Source organism: Pseudomonas benzenivorans (genome assembly GCF_024397895.1).
In the GTDB taxonomy this organism is placed as follows: Bacteria; Pseudomonadota; Gammaproteobacteria; order Pseudomonadales; family Pseudomonadaceae; genus Aquipseudomonas; species Aquipseudomonas benzenivorans_A.
Window position 1 is genome coordinate 4,358,159 of record NZ_CP073346.1, and the last position, 24,718, is coordinate 4,382,876.

The following is a 24,718-nucleotide window of genomic DNA, read 5'->3' on the forward strand; positions in this document are numbered from 1 at the left end:
GTTTCACCAGAAAAAGGAACCAGGCTACTCATGGGCGAACTGGCCAAAGAAATCCTCCCGGTCAATATCGAAGACGAACTGCAGCAGTCCTACCTCGACTACGCGATGAGCGTGATCGTCGGGCGGGCCCTGCCGGATGCACGCGATGGCTTGAAGCCCGTGCACCGTCGCGTGCTCTTTGCAATGAGTGAGTTGGGCAACGACTGGAACAAGCCGTACAAGAAGTCCGCCCGTGTGGTCGGTGACGTGATCGGTAAGTACCACCCGCACGGCGATACCGCGGTGTACGACACCATCGTGCGCATGGCGCAGCCGTTCTCCCTGCGTTACCTGCTGGTCGACGGTCAGGGCAACTTCGGTTCGGTGGACGGCGACAACGCCGCGGCCATGCGATACACCGAAGTGCGCATGACCAAGCTGGCCCACGAGCTGCTGGCCGACCTGCACAAGGAAACCGTGGACTGGGTGCCGAACTACGACGGCACCGAGCAGATTCCCGCGGTCATGCCGACCAAGGTTCCCAACCTGCTGGTCAACGGCTCCAGCGGCATCGCCGTGGGCATGGCCACCAACATCCCGCCGCACAACCTGGGCGAAGTGATCGATGGCTGCCTGGCGCTGATCGAAAACGCCGAGCTGACGGTCGATGAACTGATGCAGTACATCCCTGGCCCGGATTTCCCGACCGCGGCGATCATCAACGGTCGTGCCGGCATCATCGAGGCCTACCGCACCGGTCGCGGGCGCATCTACATCCGCGCCCGCGCCATGGTCGAGGACATCGACAAGGTCGGCGGCCGCCAGCAGATCGTCGTCACCGAACTGCCCTACCAGCTGAACAAGGCGCGTCTGATCGAGAAGATCGCCGAGCTGGTCAAGGAGAAGAAGCTCGAGGGCATCACCGAGCTGCGCGACGAGTCGGACAAGGACGGCATGCGCATCGTCATCGAGCTGCGCCGTGGCGAAGTGCCGGAGGTGATCCTCAACAACCTCTACGCCCAGACCCAGATGCAGAGCGTGTTCGGTATCAACGTGGTGGCGCTGATCGACGGTCAGCCCAAGGTGCTGAACCTCAAGGACATGCTCGAGGCCTTCATCCTGCACCGCCGCGAGGTGGTTACCCGGCGCACAGTGTTCGAGCTGCGCAAGGCGCGTGAGCGCGGGCACATCCTCGAAGGCCAGGCGGTGGCGCTGTCCAACATCGACCCGGTGATCGCCCTGATCAAGGCCTCGCCGACCCCGGCCGAGGCCAAGGAAGCGCTGATCTCAACGCCCTGGGAGTCCGCCGCGGTGGAGGCCATGGTCGAGCGCGCCGGCGCCGATGCCTGCCGTCCCGAGGACCTGGACCCGCAGTACGGCCTGCGCGACGGCAAGTACTTCCTGTCGCCCGAGCAGGCCCAGGCCATTCTCGACCTGCGCCTGCATCGCCTGACCGGCCTGGAGCACGAGAAGCTGCTGGCCGAGTACCAGGAGATTCTCACCCAGATCGGCGAGCTGATCCGCATCCTCACCGACGCGACGCGCCTGATGGAAGTGATTCGCGAGGAGCTGGAGGCCGTCAAGGCCGAATTCGGCGATGCCCGCCGCACCGAGATTCTCGATACGCGTCTGGACCTGACCCTGGCCGACCTGATTACCGAGGAGGAGCGGGTGGTCACCATCTCCCACAGCGGCTACGCCAAGAGCCAGCCGCTGGCCGCCTACCAGGCCCAGCGCCGAGGCGGCAAGGGCAAGTCGGCGACCGGGATCAAGGATGAGGACTACATCGAACACCTGCTGGTCGCCAACAGCCATGCCACCCTGCTGCTGTTCTCCAGCAAGGGCAAGGTGTACTGGCTGAAGACCTACGAGATTCCCGAGGCCTCGCGTGCCGCCCGTGGTCGGCCGCTGGTCAATCTGCTGCCCCTGGATGAGGGTGAGTGGATCACCGCCATGCTGCAGATCGACCTGGAAGCCCTGCAGCAGAGCGCCGGCAACGAAGAAGAGCTGGACGAGGCCCTGGTAGGCGAAGTGATCGAGGCCGAGGTGGTCGAGGACAGCGACGCCGAAGTCGCCGACGACGAACAGGACGAGCCGACCGGAGCCTACATCTTCATGGCGACCGCCAAGGGCACGGTGAAGAAGACCCCGCTGGTGCAGTTCAGCCGTCCGCGCAGCACCGGTCTGATCGCTCTCAAGCTGGACGAGGACGACACCCTGATCGCCGCGGCCGTGACCGACGGCGCCCGTGAGGTGATGATGTTCTCCGATGGCGGCAAGGTCATCCGCTTCAAGGAAAGCAAGGTGCGCACCATGGGCCGTACCGCCCGCGGCGTGCGTGGCATGCGTCTGGCCGAAGGGCAGCAGATCATCTCCATGTTGATTCCGGAGCCGGGGGCGCAGATCCTCACGGCCTCGGAGCGCGGCTATGGCAAGCGTACCGAGATGGCCGAATTCCCGCGGCGCGGGCGTGGCGGCCAGGGCGTGATCGCCATGGTCGGCAACGAACGCAACGGCAAGCTGGTCGGCGCGGTGCAGGTGCTCGATGGCGAGGAGATCATGCTGATTTCCGACCTGGGTACCCTGGTGCGCACCCGCGCCAGCGAGGTCTCCAGTCTGGGTCGAAACACCCAGGGCGTGACCCTGATCAAGCTGGCCAAGGATGAGAAGCTGGTGGGGCTGGAGCGCGTGCAGGAGCCGTCCGAGGAAGAGGACGACGAGCTGGAGGTGGCCGACGCCGAGCAAGTGCTGGCGGGCGAGGCGCTAGAAGGCGAGGGCGAAGAGAGCCCGCTCGGCGAGGAGTGATCCGCCAGGGCGGGACTTGGTCCCGCCTGCAGCGGTGGAGGATTCGGCGGGTGACCCGGATGCGGTGCCCGCTCAACATGTGAGCGAGAGTGGATGTGAGCAAGCGAGCCTTTAACTTTTGCGCCGGCCCGGCCGCGCTTCCAGAAGCTGTACTGCAACGCGCCCAGGCGGAACTCCTCGACTGGCAGGGCAAGGGTCTGTCGGTGATGGAGATGAGCCATCGCAGTGACGAGTACATGGGCATTGCCGCCAGGGCCGAGCAGGACCTGCGCGACCTGCTCGCCATTCCCTCCAACTACAAGGTGCTGTTCCTCCAGGGCGGCGCCAGCCAGCAGTTCGCCGAGATCCCCCTGAACCTGCTCCCCGAAGACGGCGTGGCCGACTATGTCGATACCGGCATCTGGTCGAAGAAAGCCATCGAGGAGGCGCGCCGCTTCGGCGCTATCAACGTGGCCGCCAGCGCCAAGGGGTACGACTATTTCGCCATCCCCGGGCAGAACGACTGGCAGCTCTCGAAAGACGCGGCGTACCTGCACTACACGCCGAACGAGACCATCGGCGGCCTGGAGTTCGACTGGATTCCCGAGGTCGGCGAGGTGCCGCTGGTGGCGGACATGTCCTCGGACATTCTCTCCCGTGCCATCGACGTGTCGAAGTTCGGCCTGATCTACGCCGGCGCGCAGAAGAACATCGGCCCCAGCGGCCTGGTGGTGGTGATCGTCCGCGAGGACCTGCTAGGTCGCGCCCGCAGCGCTTGCCCGACCATGCTCAATTACCAGGTGGCCGCCGATAACGGCTCGATGTACAACACCCCGGCGACCTTCTCCTGGTACCTCTCCGGGCTGGTCTTCGAGTGGCTCAAGGAGCAGGGAGGTGTGGCCGCCATGGAGCAGCGCAATCGCGCCAAGAAGGAGCTGCTCTACGGCGCCATCGACGCCAGCGCGTTGTACAGCAACCCGATCGCCACCAATGCCCGTTCCTGGATGAACGTGCCGTTCCGTCTGGCTGACGAACGCCTGGACCAGCCGTTCCTCGTCGGTGCCGAGGCTCGCGGCCTGCTCAACCTCAAGGGCCATCGTTCGGTCGGCGGCATGCGTGCCTCCATCTATAACGCCGTAGGGCTCGACGCCGTGCAGGCGCTGGTGGCCTATATGGCCGAGTTCGAGAAGGAGCACGGCTGATGTCCGAGCAGGAACTGCAGGCCCTGCGCCTGCGCATCGACAACCTCGACGAGAAGATTCTCGAGCTGATCAGCGATCGCGCGCGCTGCGCCGAAGATGTGGCGCGGGTCAAGATGAAGGCCTTGCCCGAAGGCGAGAAGCCGGTGTTCTATCGCCCCGAGCGAGAGGCCCAGGTGCTCAAGCGCATCATGGAGCGCAACAAGGGTCCGCTGGACAACGAGGAAATGGCGCGGCTGTTCCGCGAGATCATGTCTTCCTGCCTGGCCCTGGAGAATCCGTTGAAGGTCGCCTACCTCGGTCCGGAAGGCACCTTCTCCCAGGCTGCGGCCATGAAGCATTTCGGTCACGCGGTGATCAGCGTGCCGATGGCGGCGATCGACGAGGTGTTCCGTGAGGTGGCCGCCGGTGCGGTCAACTTCGGCGTGGTGCCGGTGGAGAACTCCACCGAAGGGGCGATCAACCACACCCTGGACAGCTTCCTCGAGCACGACATGGTCATCTGTGGTGAGGTCGAGCTGCGCATCCACCATCACCTGCTGGTCGGCGAAACCACCAAGACCGACAAGATCACCCGCATCTACTCCCATGCCCAGTCCCTGGCCCAGTGCCGCAAGTGGCTGGATGCGCACTACCCGAATGTCGAGCGGGTGGCGGTGTCGAGCAATGCCGATGCGGCCAAGCGGGTGAAGAGCGAATGGAACTCGGCGGCGATCGCCGGCGATATGGCGGCCAACCTCTATGGGCTGACCAAGCTGGCGGAGAAGATCGAGGACCGTCCGGACAACTCCACGCGCTTCCTCATCATCGGCAGCCAGGAAGTGCCGCCGACCGGCGACGACAAGACCTCGGTCATCGTCTCCATGCGCAACAAGCCGGGAGCCCTGCATGAGCTGCTGGTTCCGTTCCACAACAACGGCATCGACCTGACCCGCATCGAGACCCGGCCGTCGCGCAGCGGCAAGTGGACCTACGTGTTCTTCATCGACTTCGTCGGTCATCACCGTGACCCGCTGATCAAGGACGTGCTGGAGAAGATCAACCAGGAGGCCGTGGCGCTCAAGGTGCTGGGCTCCTACCCGAAGGCGGTGCTCTAGGTCGCCGGCAGCGGCCCGGGCTTGACACCGGGCCGCGGCGATCTCAACGCGACTCGCAAGCGGTGCGGGGCGGATCGACAAGAGGCAAGCAATGAGTTGTGATTTCCTCGCCCTGGCTCAGCCAGGCGTACAGAAGCTTTCGCCCTACGTGCCGGGCAAGCCGGTCGATGAGCTGGCCCGTGAGCTCAGCCTCGACCCGGCCGGCATCGTCAAGCTGGCCAGCAACGAGAATCCGCTGGGGCCCAGCCCGAAGGTGCTTGAGGCCGTTCGTGGCGAACTGGCCGAGCTGACCCGCTACCCCGACGGCAACGGTTTCGAGCTCAAGCGTCGCTTGGCCGCGCGCTGCGGCGTGCAGGCCAGCCAGGTGACCCTGGGCAACGGTTCCAACGACATACTCGACCTGGTCGCCCGCGCCTACCTGGCGCCAGGGCTGAATGCGGTGTTCAGCCAGTACGCCTTCGCCGTCTACCCGATTGCCACCCAGGCGGTCGGCGCCCAGGGCAAGGTGGTGCCGGCCAGGGACTTCGGTCACGATCTGGAGGCGATGCTCGCGGCCATCGATGGGCAGACCCGGGTGGTGTTCGTCGCCAACCCGAACAATCCCACCGGTACCTGGTTCGGCCCGCAGGCGCTGAGCGCGTTCCTCGAGCGGGTGCCGGAGAACGTGCTGGTGGTGCTGGACGAGGCCTATATCGAGTACGCCCAGGGCGATGAGCTACCCGACGGTCTCGACTACCTGGCCCGTCATCCGAATCTGCTGGTGTCGCGCACCTTCTCCAAGGCCTATGGCCTCGCTGCGTTGCGGGTCGGCTACGCCATCAGCACTGCGCAGGTGGCTGACGTGCTCAATCGCGTGCGCCAGCCGTTCAATGTCAACAGCCTGGCCTTGGCTGCGGCGTGCGCCGCCCTCGAGGACGATGACTACCTGCTGCGCAGTCGCCAGGCCAACGATGCCGGCATGGCCCAGCTGGAAGACGGCCTGCGTGCCCTGGGCCTGTCCTGGATTCCCTCGCGGGGCAACTTCATCGCCGTGGACTTCGGTCGCGATACGGCGGCGATCAACCAGGCGCTGCTGCTTGAGGGGGTGATCGTCCGTCCGGTGGCGGGCTACGGCATGCCTAATCACCTGCGGGTTTCAATAGGTACCGCGCAGGAGAACACCCTGTTTCTCGCCGCGCTGGCCAAGGTGCTGGGCGCGTGAGCGAGGTCAAGGCTAGCGCGCTCACCGAGGCTCCTGGCGCGACGCCCCTGATCGGCCGCCTGGTGGTGATCGGTCTCGGGCTGATCGGCGGCTCGTTCGCCAAGGGGCTGCGCGAGCGCGGCCTGTGCCGCGAGGTGGTGGGCGTCGATCTGGACCCGGAGTCGCGGCGCATGGCCGTCGAGTTGGGCGTGGTCGACCGCTGCGAGGAGCAGCTGGCTGCCGCCTGTCAGGGCGCCGAGGTGATCCAGCTGGCGGTGCCTATTCTCGCCATGGAGAAACTGCTCGGTCAGCTGGCCGAGCTCGACCTCGGCGATGCCGTGCTTACCGATGTGGGCAGCGCCAAAGGCAACGTGGTGCGCGCCGCTCGTGCGGCCTTTGCCGGCGCGCCGACGCGTTTCGTGCCGGGGCATCCGATTGCCGGGTCCGAGCAGAGCGGTGTGGAAGCGTCCAATGGCGACCTGTTCCGCCGCCACAGGGTGATACTCACGCCCTTGGCCGAAACCGATTCCCAGGCCGTGCAGCTGATCGACCGTCTCTGGCGCGCGCTGGACGCCGATGTCGAGCACATGCAGGTCGCGCACCATGACCAGGTGCTCGCCGCTACCAGTCACCTGCCGCACCTGCTGGCGTTCGGCCTGGTCGACTCCTTGGCCAAGCGCAGCGAGAATCTGGAGATCTTCCGTTACGCCGCTGGCGGTTTTCGCGATTTCACGCGGATCGCCGGCAGCGACCCGGTGATGTGGCACGACATCTTTCTCGCCAACCGCGAGGCCGTGCTGCACACCCTCGATGTATTTCGCGACGACCTCGACGCCTTGCGCGATGCGGTCGACGCTGGGGACGGGCATCAACTCCTGGGCGTGTTCACCCGCGCCCGAGTGGCCCGCGAGCATTTCAGTAAAATTTTGGCCCGCAGGGCTTATGTGGACGCTATGCACTCGAATGATCTGATTTTCCTGGCTAACCCTGGTGGCAAACTGTCCGGACGGATTCGCGTTCCGGGCGACAAGTCCATTTCGCATCGCTCGATCATGCTCGGCTCGCTGGCCGAAGGCACCACCGAGGTGGAGGGCTTCCTCGAGGGTGAAGACGCCCTGGCGACCCTGCAGGCCTTCCGTGACATGGGCGTGGTCATCGAGGGGCCGCATCACGGCCGCGTGACCATCCATGGCGTCGGCCTGCACGGTTTACAGCCGCCGCCCGGGCCCATCTACCTGGGCAACTCCGGCACCTCCATGCGCCTGCTCGCCGGCCTGCTCGCCGCGCAGCCGTTCGATACCACCCTGACCGGCGACGCCTCGCTGTCCAAGCGGCCGATGAACCGGGTGGCCAAGCCGCTGCGCGAGATGGGTGCGGAGATCGAGACCGCCGCCGAGGGGCGTCCGCCCATGACCATTCGTGGCGGTCGTAGCCTGGGTGGCATGACCTACCAGATGCCGATGGCCAGCGCCCAGGTTAAGTCCTGCCTGCTGCTCGCCGGGCTCTACGCGGCGAACTCCACCACGGTGGTCGAGCCGGCACCAACCCGCGACCATACCGAGCGCATGCTGCGCGGCTTCGGCTATCCGGTGACGGTCGAGGGCAATGCGGCGACCGTCGAGTCCGGGCACAAGCTCAAGGCCACCCGTATCGAGGTGCCGGCGGATATCTCCTCGGCGGCCTTCTTCCTGGTCGCAGGCAGCATTGCCGAGGATTCCGAGCTGGTTCTGGAGCACGTCGGCATCAACCCGACCCGCACCGGGGTGATCGACATCCTCAAGCTGATGGGCGGTGATATCACCCTGGAGAATCAGCGCGAAGTCGGCGGCGAGCCGGTCGCGGACATCCGTGTGCGTTCGGCCAAGCTCAAAGGGATCGACATCCCTGAAGACCTGGTGCCGCTGGCCATCGATGAATTCCCCGTGCTGTTCGTCGCCGCCTCCTGCGCCGAAGGGCGCACCGTGCTGCGTGGTGCCGAAGAGCTGCGGGTCAAGGAGTCCGACCGGATCCAGGTCATGGCCGACGGCCTGCAGGCGCTGGGCGTCAAGGCCGAACCGACACCAGACGGCATCGTCATCGAGGGCGGCAGCATCGGCGGTGGTGAGGTGTACAGCCATGGCGACCACCGCATCGCCATGTCCTTCAGCGTGGCCTCGCTGCGCGCCAGCGCGCCGATCCGTATTCACGACTGCGCCAACGTCGCCACCTCCTTCCCGAATTTCCTGGCCCTGGCCGCGCAGGTGGGTATCCGCGTCGGCGAGGAGGGCAAATCATGACCCTGCAAGCACCGGTTATCACTATCGACGGGCCGAGCGGTTCGGGCAAGGGCACCATTGCCGGGCTGTTGGCCAGGCGCTTGAGCTGGAACCTGCTGGACTCCGGCGCCTTGTACCGCCTGCTGGCCTTCGCTGCACGCAACCACGGCGTCGACCTGACCAATGAAGAGGCAATGAAGGTCCTTGCCGCTCATCTGGATGTGCAGTTCAAGGCCGCCAGGGATGATTTGGGCCAGCGCATCATCCTTGAGGGTGAGGACGTGACCGATTTGATCCGCAACGAGCAGATCGGCGCCGGTGCTTCGCAGGTGGCTTCTTTGCCGGCGGTGCGCGAGGCGCTGCTGCAGCGCCAGCGGGCGTTTCAGGAGATGCCGGGCCTGGTGGCCGATGGTCGCGACATGGGCACCGTGGTGTTTACCGATGCGCCGCTGAAGATATTCCTCACCGCCAGTGCCGAGGAGCGCGCGCGTCGGCGCTACTTGCAGTTGAAGGCGAAGGGCGATGATGTTAATCTCGCGAGTCTTCTCGACGAGATTCGTGCGCGCGATGAGCGTGACACCCAACGTTCCGTCGCGCCGCTCAAACCGGCTGCCGACGCGATCCAGTTGGACTCCACCGAACTTTCGGTCGAGCAGGTGCTCGAACACATTCTGAGTGAAGTCGCCATTCGCGATTTGGCCGGATGAAAAAGAGCCGCAGCTTAGGCTGAAGGGCTCGACAAGGAGGCGTGCGGGAGACCAGTCCTAGTCCCGTAGGCCTCTTTTTACTTGAACGAACCCACATTGTCTGGAGTGTGGATTGGGCAGATTCCCTGCCCTTGATAACAGGAATCAACATGAGCGAAAGCTTCGCAGAACTATTTGAAGAAAGCCTAAAATCCCTCGACATGCAGCCGGGTGCCATCATCACCGGCATCGTGGTCGACATCGACGGTGACTGGGTTACCGTGCATGCCGGCCTCAAGTCCGAGGGCGTCATCCCGCTCGAGCAGTTCTTCAACGAACAAGGCGAGCTGACCATCAAGGTCGGTGACGAAGTCCACGTTGCGCTGGACGCGGTTGAAGATGGCTTTGGTGAAACCAAGCTGTCCCGCGAAAAAGCCAAGCGCGCCGAGTGCTGGATTGTTCTGGAAGCAGCTTTCGCCGCTGAGGAAGTGGTCAAGGGCGTTATCAACGGTAAGGTTAAGGGCGGCTTCACTGTCGACGTTAACGGCATCCGTGCGTTCCTGCCAGGTTCCTTGGTCGATGTACGTCCGGTGCGTGATACCACTCACCTGGAAGGCAAAGAGCTCGAGTTCAAGGTCATCAAGCTGGACCAGAAGCGCAACAACGTTGTCGTTTCCCGCCGCAGCGTGCTGGAAGCCGAGAACAGCGCTGAGCGCGAAGCTCTGCTGGAATCCCTGCAGGAAGGCCAGCAGGTCAAGGGTATCGTCAAGAACCTCACCGACTACGGCGCGTTCGTGGACCTGGGTGGCGTCGACGGCCTGCTGCACATCACCGACATGGCCTGGAAGCGCATCAAGCACCCGTCCGAGATCGTCAACGTTGGCGACGAGATCGACGTCAAGGTTCTGAAGTACGATCGCGAGCGTAACCGCGTATCCCTCGGCCTGAAGCAGCTGGGCGAAGACCCATGGGTTGCCATCAAGGCCCGTTACCCGGAAAGCACCCGCGTCATGGCGCGCGTGACCAACCTGACCGACTACGGCTGCTTCGCTGAGCTGGAAGAAGGCGTTGAAGGTCTGGTACACGTTTCCGAAATGGACTGGACCAACAAGAACATCCACCCGTCGAAAGTCGTTCAGGTTGGCGACGAAGTGGAAGTCATGGTTCTGGACATCGACGAAGAGCGTCGTCGTATCTCCCTGGGTATCAAGCAGTGCAAGACCAACCCGTGGGAAGACTTCTCCAGCCAGTTCAACAAGGGTGACAAGATCTCCGGCACCATCAAGTCGATCACCGATTTCGGTATCTTCATTGGTCTGGACGGCGGCATCGACGGTCTGGTTCACCTGTCCGACATCTCCTGGAACGAAGTGGGCGAAGAAGCCGTACGCCGTTTCAAGAAGGGCGACGAGCTGGAAACCGTCATCCTGTCCGTTGATCCGGAGCGCGAGCGCATCTCCCTGGGTATCAAGCAGCTGGAAGACGATCCGTTCTCCAACTACGTTTCCATCAACGACAAGGGCACCATCGTCCGTGGCGTTGTGAAGGAAGTAGATGCCAAGGGCGCGATCATCGACCTGGGCAACGACATCGAGGCTACTCTGAAGGCTTCCGAAATCAGCCGTGACCGCGTTGAAGACGCGCGCAACGTGCTGAAGGAAGGCGAAGAAGTCGAAGCCAAGATCATCAGCGTTGACCGCAAGAGCCGTGTGATCAGCCTGTCCATCAAGTCGAAAGACGTTGAGGACGAGAAGGAAGCGATCAAGGAAATGCGCAGCAAGCAGGACGTTGAGTCCACCGGACCGACCACCATCGGTGACCTGCTCCGTGCACAGATGGAAAAGCAGAACTAAGTTCGGCTGATCCATCAGGAAAAGGGCGACTTCGGTCGCCCTTTTTTGTGCCTGTGATTTCTTCGCATCCGTTGAGGGCGGGGGTTCTGCTGCCGTGATGGAGGCGGCTTTGCGGCTCGGAGACAGCTTCGGCTTCGACAGCCGGGTCCGCCTTCTCCGGCACGACCGAGCCCGAGACTGGGCTCTGAAATCTCGCTGCCCACGGCTAACACCTTGTTTTTTGGGCTGTTCAAAAGCTGACCAGCATGCTAAAACCATTCTATCGAGTGATCTAGCCGCTTGAAAAAGAAGGGAAAACCATGACCAAGTCGGAGTTGATCGAAAGGATTGTCACCCACCAGGGGCAGCTGTCGTCGAAAGACGTCGAGCTGGCGATCAAGACCATGCTGGAACAGATGTCCCAGGCGCTGGCCACTGGCGACCGCATCGAGATTCGCGGTTTCGGCAGCTTCTCTCTGCACTACCGGGCGCCACGAGTGGGGCGCAACCCCAAGACCGGCCAGTCGGTGCGCTTGGATGGCAAGTTCGTGCCGCACTTCAAGCCCGGCAAAGAACTGCGTGACCGGGTAAACGAAGACGAATAATGCCGGGTGCTCGGGTGCGTTGATTTTCGCCCTTCGCTCGGGGTCGTAGAAAGTTGGCGATGCTGAGCTTGATTGCTGTGGTAATGCTCATTCCCCCTTTACTCTGCGATCGCCGGCCTGCAGCTCAATGAGCCGCAGCAGACAGCTGAGCATCACGCCGTAACGACGGGTCAGTCGTTCGCCTCGCATCAAGCACCTTTCCGTTTGGGCCATCTCTCTCCCCCTGCTCATTCATCGCGCTGCTCTTGCCTCCCTCTGTCTGGATACCCACTGCTGCGCGCGCGCTGACGCATTGGCTGGTGCACCGTCGCGCGTACCATGGTGCTGAGATGCATTGGCTATATCCGGGCCGGGTAGGACGGAGAAGAAGTGTTCAACATTCGCCTCGAAACAGGGCGCTTGCCGTGCTGGCCAGGGGCAGGGCGAGCTACTTGTCGGTCGCGTGGCAATGGGAGCCTTTCCAGATTCATTTTTCGACTATTAAATCCCGTAAAATCAATTGCTTAATAGGGCTGATTTTTTAAGAGTGTTTTACACGTCGATATCTTGACAAAGGATGTGCTGCCGCCTTTAGTTCAATCGTGAGTGATTGCTTGCGAAGCATGCTGCGCAGGAGAGGGCGCGGTGGCTTGTGCCAGCCACTAATGATCGAGAAACATCATGAGCAGCATCTCGGGTCACCCGCCAGTCAGACTGGCAACGCTAGGGCACTTCTTCGACCCACAATTCCACGGGCCTCCAGGCATCTGAGGCTCAACGCCGAGTATTCCCTCGGCGCTGACGGGACAAAGCCAACCCTCATAGGGCACTGATTCGCTTCGGCGGTCGGTGAGGAGCGTCGTTCGGCCGGTTCCCTCACATCACTGACTCTTTGTATTGCAACGCTGAGCCACGCCTGCGCGAGGTTACGCATGCACGTGGCTTCCTGTTTCAAGTTTTTTGTGCACTGAGCACCGAGGGAACAGAAATGGCCAACTTCATCAAATCCGATCTCGAGTTCATTCTGCAGCAGATCCTGATCGCCGAAGCCAACGCGAACGGGGAAGACCTCCTGTCATTGCTGCCCAATACCCTTGTGCCGTTCGGCCTGCGCACCGTCGACGGCTCCTTCAACAACCTGCTCACCGGGCAGACCGAGTTCGGTGCGGCCGACAATACCTTCCCGCGCATGCTCGATCCGGTGTTCAGGCCGGCCGAGGGCGGCACCTCCTATACGCAGACCAGCGGCATGGTGATCGATTCTCAGCCGCGCACGATCTCCAACCTGATCGTCGATCAGACCATTACAAATCCGGCCGCAGTGCAGGCGTTCGTAGATGCTGGCTTTGGCACTCTGGCTCCCGATGGCACCCTGTTGGATCTAGATGGAATTCCGGTCCCGGCCGGTCAATCGCTGTTCCTGCCCAACACTGCGCCGGACGAAGGCTTGTCCGCCCCCTTCAACAGCTGGTTCACTTTCTTCGGGCAGTTCTTCGACCACGGCCTAGACCTGGTGCAGAAGGGCGGCAGCGGGTTGGTGTTCATTCCGCTGCAGCCGGACGATCCGCTGATCACCCATGGTCCGGATGGCGTCGCCGGCACTGGCGACGAGCTGACCAACCCGGGCCAACAGTTCATGGTGCTGACGCGGGCGACCAACCAGCCCGGCCCGGATGGCATCCTCGGCACCGCCGATGACGTGCACGAGCACCTCAACCAGACCTCGCCCTTCGTCGACCAGAACCAGACCTACAGCTCCCATCCGTCGCATCAGGTGTTCCTGCGCGCCTATGAGTTGAATGCCGATGGCAAGCCGGTCGCGACCGGCCGGCTGATCACCAATCGCGACCTGGGCGATGGCGTGTTCGGCAACGGCGATGACGTGGAGCTCGGCGGCATGGCCACCTGGGCCGTGGTCAAGGCCCAGGCCAGGGCGCTGCTGGGTATCGATCTCACCGACGCCGATGTCGCCAGCATCCCCTTGTTGGCCACCGATGCCTATGGCAAGTTCATTCCGGGGCTGAACGGCTTCCCGCAGGTGGTGATGCTCGGTCCAGACGGGATTCCGGGTACCGCCGACGACTTCCTGATGGAAGGTAACCCGGCGTCCCCGATCAGCCTGGCGGGCGCCGCGCGTACCGGTCAGGCCTTCCTGGTCGATATCGCTCACGCCGCCAACCCCTTCCACAGCCAGACCGGCACGCTGTTAGTGGAAGATAGTGATGACGTGGTTGGCCTGTCGGAGCTTGGTCGCTACGACAATGAACTGCTCGATGCGCACTTCATGGCCGGCGACGGCCGGGTCAACGAGAACATCGGCCTGACGGCCGTTCACCACGTGTTCCACTCCGAGCACAACCGCCTGGTCGAATTCACCAAGCAGGTGGTCATCGATGCGGCGCTGGCCGGCGATGTGGCCTTCCTCAATCAGTGGCTGTTGACCCCGGTGGCCGTGGCCCCCACTACCCAGCCGGCGATCGACGCCCTGGTGTGGAACGGCGAGCGGCTGTTTCAGGCCGCCAAGTTCGGCACCGAGATGCAGTACCAGCATCTGGTGTTCGAGGAGTTCGCCCGCAAGGTCCAGCCGCAGGTCGATGTGTTTCTGGCGCCGGATGGCTTCAATGTCACCCTCGACCCGAGCATAGTCGCCGAGTTCGCCCACACGGTTTACCGTTTCGGCCACTCGATGCTGACCGAGACGGTCAACCGCCTGGATTCTAGTTTCGTCTCCAGTGACATGGGCTTGATCGAGGCCTTCCTCAACCCCCTGGCATTCAACCAGCTCGGTGGCGTTACCGTCACCGCCGAACAGGCCGCGGGGGCCCTGGTGCGCGGCTTGACCCGCCAGGCGGGCAACGAGATCGACGAGTTCGTCACCGGCGCGCTGCGCAACAATCTGCTCGGACTGCCGCTGGACCTGCCGGCCATCAACATCGCCCGTGGTCGCGATACCGGTGTGCCGTCTTTGAACGCGGCGCGTCGTTCCTTCTACGAGATGACCGCCGACAGCCAGCTCAAGCCCTATACCAGCTGGGTCGACCTGCTGGGCAACCTCAAGCATGAACTGTCGCTGATCAACTTCATCGCCGCCTACGGCACTCACTCTTCAATCGTCGATGCCACGACCCTGGCGGACAAGCGTGCGGCAGCCATGGAGTTGGTATTCGGCGTCGACGAAAACGGCGATGGCATGGTCGCGGACGATCGCCTCGACTTCCTTAACAGCACCGGCGGCTGGGCCAGCGGCCCGGATGGGGTGACCATCACCGGGGTCGATGCGATCGACTTCTGGATCGGCGGCCTGGCCGAGAAGCGCATGCCCTTCGGCGGCCTGCTCGGCTCGACCTTCAACTTCGTCTTCGAGACCCAGTTGGAAGCGCTGCAGAGCGGCGACCGCTTCTATTACCTGGGCCGCCTGGCGGGCCTGAACTTCCTGACCGAAATGGAAGACAACTCCTTCGCCAAGCTGGTGATGCGCCACACCGATGCCATTCACCTGCCGGCGGATATCTTCTCCACGCCGGGCTTGATCCTCGAGGTGGACCCGACCCGGCAATTCACCGGTCTCGGGCTCGATGGCCGGGCCGATCCGGTCGGCGATAACCCGCTGATTCCGTTGGTGATGCGCGACGACCCCGGCACTGAAGGACCGGACGCCAACTACCTGCGCTACACCGGCGACGAGCACGTGGTCCTCGGCGGCACCGATGGCAACGACGTGATCATCTCCAGCATCGGCGACGACACCCTGTGGGGTGACGGCGGCAACGACCGTCTGGAGGGTGGCGACGGCAATGACGTCATCGAGGGCGGCGACGGTGACGACATCATCACCGACATGGGCGGCGACGACGTGCTCAAGGGGAACGACGGCAACGACGTGATCCACGGCGGCAACGGCGAGAACCTGATTCTCGGTGGCCATGGCAAGGACTTCATCATCACCGGCGAGGACGTTTCCGAGACCTTCGGCGGCCCTGGTGACGACTTCATCTACGGCTCGCCGTTGAATGGACCGACCTTTGGCAATGAAGGCGACGACTGGATCGAACTGGGTACCTCCGATGGCGCAGGCGGCGACAACTTCGACCCGCAGGAGGCCAGTGCCGTACTCGGCCATGATGTGTTCATCACCGGCGGCGGCTTCGACGAGGTCGACGGCGAGGGTGGCGACGACATCATGATCGGCTCCGAAGGCGAGGACCACTTCGGCGGCGGCGGCGGCTTCGACTGGGTTGGCTACAAGTTCTCGCGCTTCGGCGTGAGCGTCGACATGCTGGTCAGTGACCTGATCGAGCCGCCGGTGGCGGCCTCCAACCAGGGCATCCTCGACCGCTTCGTCCAAGTCGAGGGTCTGTTCGGTTCCGATCACGGCGACATCCTGCGCGGCGACCATGCCGATGCGGCCACGATCAATGTCGCGGGCCCGCAGAACAGCACCCTCAACGCCGACGGCATCGCCCGGATCATCGGCCTGCAGGCCTTCCTCAACGAGATGCTCGGCGTCCCGACCACCTCCTTCGGTGCCGGCAACATCATTCTCGGCGGTGGTGGCAGCGACATCATCGAGGGTCGCGGCGGCAACGACCTGATCGACGGCGAGCGTACCCTCAACGTGCGCATCAGCGTGCGCGAGAACCTCGACGGTACAGGGGCGGAGATCGCCAGCTTCGACAGCATGAAGCCGATGATCCCGCTGATGCTCAACGGCACCTACAACCCGGGCCAGCTGGTGATCGTGCGCGAGATCCTGCTCAAGCCGGAGAGTTTCGACACCGCGGTGTTCACCGGCAACTTCTCAACCCTCGGCGTTCCGGACTATCTGATCAGCCGCGATACAAGAGGCACCGCCGACTTCAGCGATGATGTTTTCACCGTAACGGATACCTTTATCGATGGTGATGGCGTCGACCGGCTGCGCGGCATCGAGCGCCTGCAGTTCAATGATATCGCCCTGGTACGCGATGACGTTACCGGCGACTTCGTCATGCAGGTCGCCGGCACTCAGCAGTTCGGCAACTTCTCGCCGTTGGGCAACATCCAGATCAGCGGCGCTGTGCAGGTGGGCCAGATACTGACTGCATCGGTGGCCGGCATCACCGATCAGGACAACGCGGGCGGCACCCTCAATGGCCGGCCGATCAGCTACATCTGGCAGGTCGACACCTTCGGCGACGGTATCTTCCAGGACATCGTCGCCCTGGGTGGCGGTAATCCGGCGACTCAGCTCGGCAGGACATTCCGCGTGACGCCGGACCTGGAGGGCCTGGCCTTGCGAGTCAGGGCCGTCTACCAGGATGACAATGGCACCCTGGAAATGGTCTTCTCCACCGGCACAGCCCCGGTGGCCGCGGGCGTCTTCCCGACGCCCGCCTTGCTGCCGGCCGAATCGGCTACGGTCAGCCCCGGCGGCGGCCTGCACCTGATCCGCTCGGACCTGCAGTTCATGCTCGAGCAGATCTTCATCTCAGAGCGGCATGCCGCCGGTGAAGACCTGCTGTCGCTGCTGCCCAACTCGCGGGTGCCGTTCGGCATGCGCACGGTCGACGGCTCGCTGAACAACCTGGTGCAGGGCCAGAGCGGCTTCGGCGCCACCGACGAGAACTTCCCCTTCCTGCTGCCGCAGCAGTTCCGCAACGAGGAAGACGAAGGCACCGGCTTCAATGGCGTGACCAACACCAACTATGCCTCGACCACCGATGTGGTCGACTCCGATCCGCGCATCATCAGCAACCTGATCGCCGACCAGACCATCACCAACCCCTCGGCGGTGCAGGCCTTCCTCGATGCCGGGCTGGGCACCCAGGCGGTCGATGAGTCGGGCATTCCGCAGTTCAATGCCGACGGTACGCCGATCATCCTCGACCTCGATGGCGTGGTGATCCCGCGCGGGCAGACCCTGACCATCCCCAATACCGCCCCGGACGAGGGCCTGTCGGCCCCCTTCAATGCCTGGTTCACCTTCTTCGGTCAGTTCTTCGACCATGGCCTGGACCTGGTGCAGAAGGGCGGCAACGGCAGCGTGTTCGTGCCGCTGCAGCCGGACGATCCGTTGATCACCCATGGCCCGAATGGGATCTTCAATGATGGTGACGAGCTGACCAATCCGGCCCAGCAGTTCATGTTGCTCACCCGCGCCACCAATACCTCGGTGTTGCCGGGGCCAGACGGCATTCCGAACACCGCCGACGACATCCATACCCACAAGAACCAGACCTCGCCCTTCGTCGACCAGAACCAGACCTACAGTTCGCATCCGGCGCATCAGGTGTTCCTGCGCGCCTATGAGATGGTCGGCGGCCGGCCGGTGGCGACCGGGGAGTTGATAAAGGGCCTCAACGGCGGCATGGCCACCTGGGGGGATGTCAAGGCCCAGGCCCGTGACCTGTTGGGCATCGAACTCAGCGACTACGACGCGCTCAACGTGCCGCTGGTGGCGGTCGATGCCTACGGCAAGTTCAAGCCGGGGCCGAACGGCTTCGCCCAACTGGTGACCGACCTGGGGGCGGATGGCCTCTTCGGCACGGCCGACGACGTGATGGTGGAGGGCGACCCGCTGGCACCGATCAGCGCTGCTCCCGCTCCCGATGGTGTGGGTGCTCTGCGCACCGGGCATATGTTCCTGGTAGACATTGCCCACACCGCCAATCCCTTCAGCGCCTTCGGTGCCCCACGCACCGCGGATAGCGATAGCGCGATTGGCCTGTCGAACGGCAACAACCCGGATACCGGTGAGCCTAATCCTACAACGGGCTTCTTCGACAACGAGCTGCTTGAGGCGCACTTTATGGCCGGCGACGGCCGGGTCAACGAGAACGTCGCCCTGACCGCGGTGCACCATGTGTTCCACGCCGAACACAACCGCATGGTGCAGCACGCCAAGGATGTGGTGCTGGCGTCGAATGACGTGGACTTCATCAACAACTGGTTGCTGAGCCCGATAGCGACGTTGCCGACCACCCCGGGCGAGATCGCCGCCCTGGTATGGAACGGCGACCGTCTGTTCCAGGTGGCGAAGTTCTCCACCGAGATGCAGTACCAGCACCTGGTCTTCGAGGAGTTCGCCCGCAAGATCCAGCCGCAGGTCGACGTGTTCCTCGGCGAGGGGCAAGGCTATGACGGCGAGATAAACCCGGCGATCGTCGCCGAGTTCGCCCATGCGGTGTACCGCTTCGGCCACTCGATGCTGCTCGAGACCGTCGACCGCCTGGACCCCAACTTCGCCTCCAGCGAGCTGGGGCTGATCGAGGCCTTCCTCAATCCGCTGGCGTTCAACCAGGGGGGAACGCTCAGCCCTGAAGAGGCGGCCGGCGCCATTGTGCGCGGGGTCACCCGCCAGGCCGGTAACGAGATCGACAACTTCGTCACCGAGGCGCTGCGCAACAACCTGCTCGGTCTGCCGCTGGACCTGCCGGCCATCAACATCGCCCGCTCCCGCGACACCGGCGTGCCCTCGCTCAACGCGGCGCGTCGCGACTTCTGGGAGAACACCGGCGACAGCCAGCTCAAGCCGTACTCGAGCTGGGTCGACTTCGCGATGAACATGCGCCACCAGTCCTCGCTGGTGAACTTTATCGCCGCCTACGGCACGCATGCTGGATTGCAGGCCGCCGATGTCGACACCCTGGCCGAGAAGCGCGCGGTGGCCGCGGCACTGGTACTGGGCGGCACAGCTACGATAAACGCCGGTACAGTGGATGAGCGCATTTTCGATGCCGACGCCATCCCCGGCGATCGTCTGGCGTTCCTCAACAGCACCGGTCTCTACGCCATGGTGAACGGCGTGACCACCACCGGCGTCGACGATATCGACCTCTGGGTCGGCGGCCTGGCAGAGCGGCAGATGCCGTTCGGCGGCATGCTCGGCTCGACCTTCAACTTCGTGTTCGAGAACCAGCTGGAGAAACTGCAGAACGGCGACCGCTTCTACTACCTGGAACGCACGGCGGGCTTGAACTTCCTCACCGAACTGGAGAACAACTCCTTCGCCCGCATGATCATGGCCAACACCAACGCCACCCACCTGCCGGGTGACGTATTCTCGACCCCGGGCTTCATCCTCGAGGTCGACCAGAGCCGGCAGTTCACCGGCCTCGGTGCCGACGGCAGGGCCGATCCGGACAGCGGCGCGCTGCTGCGGCCAGACGTGATCCGCGACAACCCGGCGACCCCGGGGGGCGATAGCAATTACCTGCGCTACACCGGTGACGAGCACGTGGTGCTCGGCGGTACCAATGGCAACGACATCCTGATTGCCAGCATCGGCGACGATACCCTGCACGGCGATGAAGGCAACGACCGGCTCGAAGGTGGCGACGGCAACGACATCATCTTCGGCGGCGCCGGCGACGACATCATGACCGACCAGGGTGGCGAGGATAATATGCAGGGCGGCGATGGCCACGATGCCATCCACGGCGGCAACAGCATCGACCTGATCCTCGGCGGCTTCGGCAACGACTTCATCGTCACTGGCGAGGACGCGGACGAGGCCTTCGGTGGCCCGGGCAACGACTTCATCCTGGGCGATATCGCCGACGAGTTCATCTTCGGTAACGAAGGCGACGACTGGCTCGAACTGGGCATGGCCGACGGCAGCTCCGGCGACAACTTCGATGTGCGCGGGCTGGACGCCACCATTGGCAACGACGTGTTCATCGGCGGCGACAGCATCGACCGCATGGGCGGCGAGGGTGGCGACGACATCATGGTCGGCAACGGCGGCCCGACGGACCGCTATCTGGGCGGCTCCGGGTTCGACTGGGCGGTGTTCAAGGACAACCCGGCCGGGGCCTATGTCGACATGCGCCTGCGGGCTTTCAACGAAGCTATCCTGCCGCCTTCGACCGGCTCGGTGCTGGCCCGCTTCGAGTCGATGGAGGGCCTGTCGGGCTCGGCCCACAGCGATATTCTGCTGGGCGATGACTTCGACGCGGGCATGATCGCCGCCTCAGGTTTCAGGGGCAGCGTGCTGACCAACATCGCCCTCATCGACGGCCTGCAGGGCTTCCTCAATGCCATGCTCGGCACCCCGGCGGTGCCGGTCGTGACCTCATTCGGCGCCGGCAACATCATCCTCGGCGGCAACGGCAGCGACCTCATCCAGGGCAACGGCGGCGACGACCTGATCGACGGCGACCTGTGGCTGAACGTGCGTATCAGCGTGCGCAACGCCGGCAACGTCGAAATCGCCAGCGCCGACAGCATGACTGGCGTTCTGCAGAACAAATCCGGGGCCCTGGCCGGCACGCCGGCCGGCCTGACCCTGCTGGATGCCGTGTTCGCCGGCACCATCAATCCCGGCCAGCTGCAGATCGTCCGTGAGATCCTCCCGGGCGATGGCGGTTTCAACTTCGACACGGCCATGTACTCGGGGCCGCTGGCCAACTACCTCATCATCGAGAACGGCGATGGCACCTTCACGGTAGAAGACCTGGGCGAGGACTTGCTGCCTGGCGGGATCATTGGCCCAGATGGCATCGACACCCTGCGCAACATCGAGCGGCTGCAGTTCAACGACCAGTCGGTGGTGCTGGTTCCGGGGCTGAACGCAGAGCCGGTGGGCCTGGCGTCGATCAACGACAACAGCCCGGAAATCGGCTCGCTGCTGGCAGCCGGAGTCGAGGGGGTGACCGACGCCGACAACCCGGGATTGGGCCGCGTCAGCGGACCGGTGAGCTACCAATGGCAGGCCGACTTCACCGGCACTGGGGTCTTCGAGGACATCATCCAGGTGGCCGGCCTTGGCGATGTTCGTGCGACAGGGCGGACCTTCCGGGTCACCGATGACCTGGCCGGGCTGAGCCTGCGGGTCAAGGCGGTCTACAAGGACGCTCATGGTGTGCTCGAGACCGTGTTCTCGGCAGTGACCGACCCGGTGGCGGCGGTATCGGTCAACGATGCGCCGGTGGGCACCATGCTGATCAGCAACATGAGCCCACGGACCGGACTGATGTTGACGGCGACCAGGGCCTTCACCGACCCGGACGGCCCGGCCAACCCGGTGCTGTCCTACCAGTGGCAGGCCGGGACCGGTGGCGCCTTCAGCAACATTGCCGGCGCCACCGCTGCCACCTTTACGCCGACCCTGGCGCAGGCAGGGCAGCAGTTGCGGGTGGTGGTGAGCTACACCGATGATCTCGGGACGCTGGAGACGGTGACATCGCTGGCGACGGCGGCGGTGGTCAATTTGATTGTCGGCACGGCAGGGAATGATGTGCTCAATGGCACGGCGTTCGATGATGAGATTCAGGGGTTGGCGGGGAATGACGTACTCAATGGAGGAGCCGGCAACGATTCGCTTATTGGAGGTCTTGGCAACGACATCCTCAGAGGTCGCGAGGGTAACGACACCATGATCGGTGGCGTCGGCAACGACGTGTATGAAGTCACCGACGCCGGGGACGTAGTGATCGAGCTTGCTGGCGAAGGCACGGACACGATCTGGACAGGACTCCTGAGCTACACGCTGGGAGCCAATGTCGAGAACCTGGTGTACAGCGGCAGTGGTAACTTCACAGGCACTGGTAACGCCCTGGCCAACTCGATCTATGGTGGTAGCGGCAATGACGTACTCAATGGAGGAGCCGGCAACGATGCGCTTATTGGAGGTCTTGGCAACGACATACTCAGAGGTCGCGAGGGTAACGACACCATGATCGGTGGCGTCGGCAACGACGTGTATGAAGTCACCGACGCCGGGGACATAGTGATCGAGCTTGCTGGCGAAGGCACGGACACGATCTGGACAGGACTCCTGAACTACACGCTGGGAGCCAATGTCGAGAACCTGGTGTACAGCGGCAGTGGTAACTTCACAGGCACTGGTAACGCCCTGGCCAACTCCATCTATGGTGGTAGCGGCAATGACGTACTCAATGGAGGAGCCGGCAACGATGCGCTTATTGGAGGTCTTGGCAACGACATCCTCAGAGGTCGCGAGGGTAACGACACCATGATCGGTGGCGTCGGCAATGACGTGTATGAAGTCACCGATGCCGGGGACGTAGTGATCGAGCTTGCTGGCGAAGGCATGGACACGATCTGGACAGGACTCCTGAGCTACACGCTGGGAGCCAATGTCGAGAACCTGGTGTACAGCGGCAGTGGTAACTTCACAGGCACTGGTAACGCCCTGGCCAACTCCATCTATGGTGGTAGCGGCAATGACGTACTCAATGGAGGAGCCGGCAACGATGCGCTTATTGGAGGTCTTGGCAACGACATACTCAGAGGTCGCGAGGGTAACGACACCATGATCGGTGGCGTCGGCAACGACGTGTATGAAGTCACCGACGCCGGGGACATAGTGATCGAGCTTGCTGGCGAAGGCACGGACACGATCTGGACAGGACTCCTGAGCTACACGCTGGGAGCCAATGTCGAGAACCTGGTGTACAGCGGCAGTGGTAACTTCACAGGCACTGGTAACGCCCTGGCCAACTCGATCTATGGTGGTAGCGGCAATGACGTACTCAATGGAGGAGCCGGCAACGATGCGCTCATAGGTGGACTTGGCAATGACACTCTCATCGGAGGCTCTGGCAACGACACCTTCGTCTTCGGTCCCGGCTTCGGCAACGATCAGATCCTGGACTTCGACCCCAACCCGGTCGATGGCCAAGACCTGCTCAATATCGCTGCTCTGGGTGTGAACGCCGCCAACTTCGCCGCCAACGTGACCATCGCCGATGTCGGCGCCGACACCTTGGTGTCGGTCGGTGGCGGGAGCATCCGGCTGGTGGGTATCAACGATGCGACGACCATCACCCAGGCGGACTTTATCCTGGCGGTCTAGTTGTGTAAACCCAGTACGTTGCTCAGTGGCAGTGGAGCGCGACTGATTGGTGGTTGGTAGCCGAGGCTGGCGTGTGGCCGGTGCCAGTTGTAGTGATGTAGCCAGGGCATCAGGTGCTGTGCTCGCTGTGCCGAACTTTCATAGCTACGGGCATAGGCCCACTCACGCAGACTGGTCTGGATGAAGCGCTCGGCCTTGCCGTTGGTGCGTGGGGTGTAGGGCTTGGTGCGCAGATGGCGCAGCCCCAATCGTTTGAGCAGGCGCCGAAACCTGCGTGAGCGATAGCAACTGCCGTTGTCGGTCATGACGCGGGTGAATCGAATGCCCAGGCCGCGGTAGTAGCGCAGCGCCTGGAGCAGGGCTTGGCAAGCACTGCGGCCACGCTCGTCGGGATGCAAACTGCTGAAGGCGATGCGGCTGGCATCGTCGATGGCCACGTGGACGAATTCCCAGCCCGCGCCGTCGGAGTTCTGCTGTCGGTCGCCGGTGACCCGATGGCCGGGTCGCCAGAAGCGGCCCAGCTTTTTGATATCCAGATGCAGCAGATCTCCGGGTGTCGGGTACTCGTAGCGAACCACCGGTGGCGCCGGTTCCAGCTCAGCCAGTCGATGAAAGCCGGCCCGCCGCAGGCGGCGAGCCACGGTGCTGACGGCCAAGCCCAATTCTCTGGTGATTTGCCGGTAAGTCTTGCGGCTGCGTCGATGCTCGATCAGGCGCTCGACCACGGTATCGGGTGTGGCATGCGGGCAGCGCTGCGGACGTGACGAGCGATCCATCAATCCCGCTTCGCCTTCCTCTCGAAAGCGCCGCAACCATTTGTAGGCGGTTCGCACGCTCACACCGGCCGCCTGGGCGGCTTCTTCGACCCGCAAGCCGTGCTGGATGCGCCGAACCAAAAGGGCTCGACCGCGAGGGGTAAGACGGGCATGTTTATGCAGGTTCATCCGGGGCTCCTGGAAGGCTAGGTTGGTCGCACTTCCAGAATTCCGGGAATGCCCCGGATGAACAACCTACTGAGAGATCACATCTAGGGCGTCCGCCAGGGGGGGCAGAGGTCATTGGCAGTGCGCTGGAAACAACGCACTGCCAAGGCTCCGCCCAGTGTTTGGTCACGGCAGGTCCGGGCAATCCCGGTCGGTACATCCTCAATATTGCTGTCGGTGGGCCTCTCACCCCATTGACAGCAACGCTCTACCGCACCGGCCCATGCGCCGGCGACATCTCTCTGGAAGATCTCTCGGTAATGAGGCAGAAGCGCTCCCCGCAACAGGCATTCTGCAGCCACATGGCTTCCCGTTAGCCCCCCTTGTCCTAGCTGCTCGCCT

Annotated in this window: 10 protein-coding genes; 9 read left to right on the plus strand and 1 reads right to left on the minus strand. The window is 63.4% G+C overall.

Annotated elements, in window-relative coordinates:
- Positions 1–30 precede the first annotated feature (30 nt).
- From gyrA to KDW96_RS20470, 9 genes are all read left to right on the plus strand, one after another.
- Positions 31–2,784 (plus strand): DNA gyrase subunit A, encoded by a 2,754-nt coding sequence (gene gyrA / locus KDW96_RS20430; protein ID WP_255838046.1) that lies wholly within the window; start codon positions 31–33, stop codon positions 2,782–2,784.
- A 95-nt stretch (positions 2,785–2,879) separates the two neighbouring features.
- Entirely contained in the window at positions 2,880–3,965 is a 1,086-nt protein-coding gene (gene serC, locus KDW96_RS20435; RefSeq protein WP_255838047.1) for a 3-phosphoserine/phosphohydroxythreonine transaminase, read from the plus strand.
- Positions 3,965–5,059: a prephenate dehydratase gene (gene pheA / locus KDW96_RS20440; protein ID WP_370295229.1), complete on the plus strand. Its 1,095-nt coding sequence runs from the start codon at positions 3,965–3,967 to the stop codon at positions 5,057–5,059. The genes serC and pheA overlap by 1 nt, the downstream gene beginning before the upstream one ends.
- A 91-nt stretch (positions 5,060–5,150) precedes the next feature.
- Entirely contained in the window at positions 5,151–6,260 is a 1,110-nt protein-coding gene (hisC, locus tag KDW96_RS20445; protein WP_255838049.1) for a histidinol-phosphate transaminase, read from the plus strand.
- Positions 6,257–8,515 (plus strand): bifunctional prephenate dehydrogenase/3-phosphoshikimate 1-carboxyvinyltransferase, encoded by a 2,259-nt coding sequence (locus KDW96_RS20450; protein ID WP_255838050.1) that lies wholly within the window; start codon positions 6,257–6,259, stop codon positions 8,513–8,515. Before hisC ends, KDW96_RS20450 begins: the two co-directional genes overlap by 4 nt.
- Positions 8,512–9,201, plus strand: coding sequence for a (d)CMP kinase (cmk, locus tag KDW96_RS20455; RefSeq protein WP_255838052.1), 690 nt, complete (start codon positions 8,512–8,514; stop codon positions 9,199–9,201). The genes KDW96_RS20450 and cmk overlap by 4 nt, the downstream gene beginning before the upstream one ends.
- 149 nt (positions 9,202–9,350) lie before the next feature.
- Entirely contained in the window at positions 9,351–11,033 is a 1,683-nt protein-coding gene (rpsA, locus tag KDW96_RS20460) for a 30S ribosomal protein S1 (protein WP_255838053.1), read from the plus strand.
- Positions 11,034–11,332: 299 nt separating this feature from the next.
- Positions 11,333–11,617: an integration host factor subunit beta gene (ihfB, locus tag KDW96_RS20465; protein WP_003243558.1), complete on the plus strand. Its 285-nt coding sequence runs from the start codon at positions 11,333–11,335 to the stop codon at positions 11,615–11,617.
- 967 nt (positions 11,618–12,584) lie between these two features.
- Entirely contained in the window at positions 12,585–23,393 is a 10,809-nt protein-coding gene (locus tag KDW96_RS20470) for a peroxidase family protein (protein WP_255838055.1), read from the plus strand.
- On the opposite strand, the gene KDW96_RS20475 is transcribed toward KDW96_RS20470, so the two are convergent.
- Positions 23,390–24,337 carry an IS481 family transposase gene (locus tag KDW96_RS20475; protein ID WP_255838057.1) on the minus strand — a complete coding sequence of 316 codons (948 nt, stop codon included), beginning with the start codon at positions 24,335–24,337 and terminating at the stop codon, positions 23,390–23,392. The genes KDW96_RS20470 and KDW96_RS20475 overlap by 4 nt on opposite strands.
- Positions 24,338–24,718 lie beyond the last annotated feature (381 nt).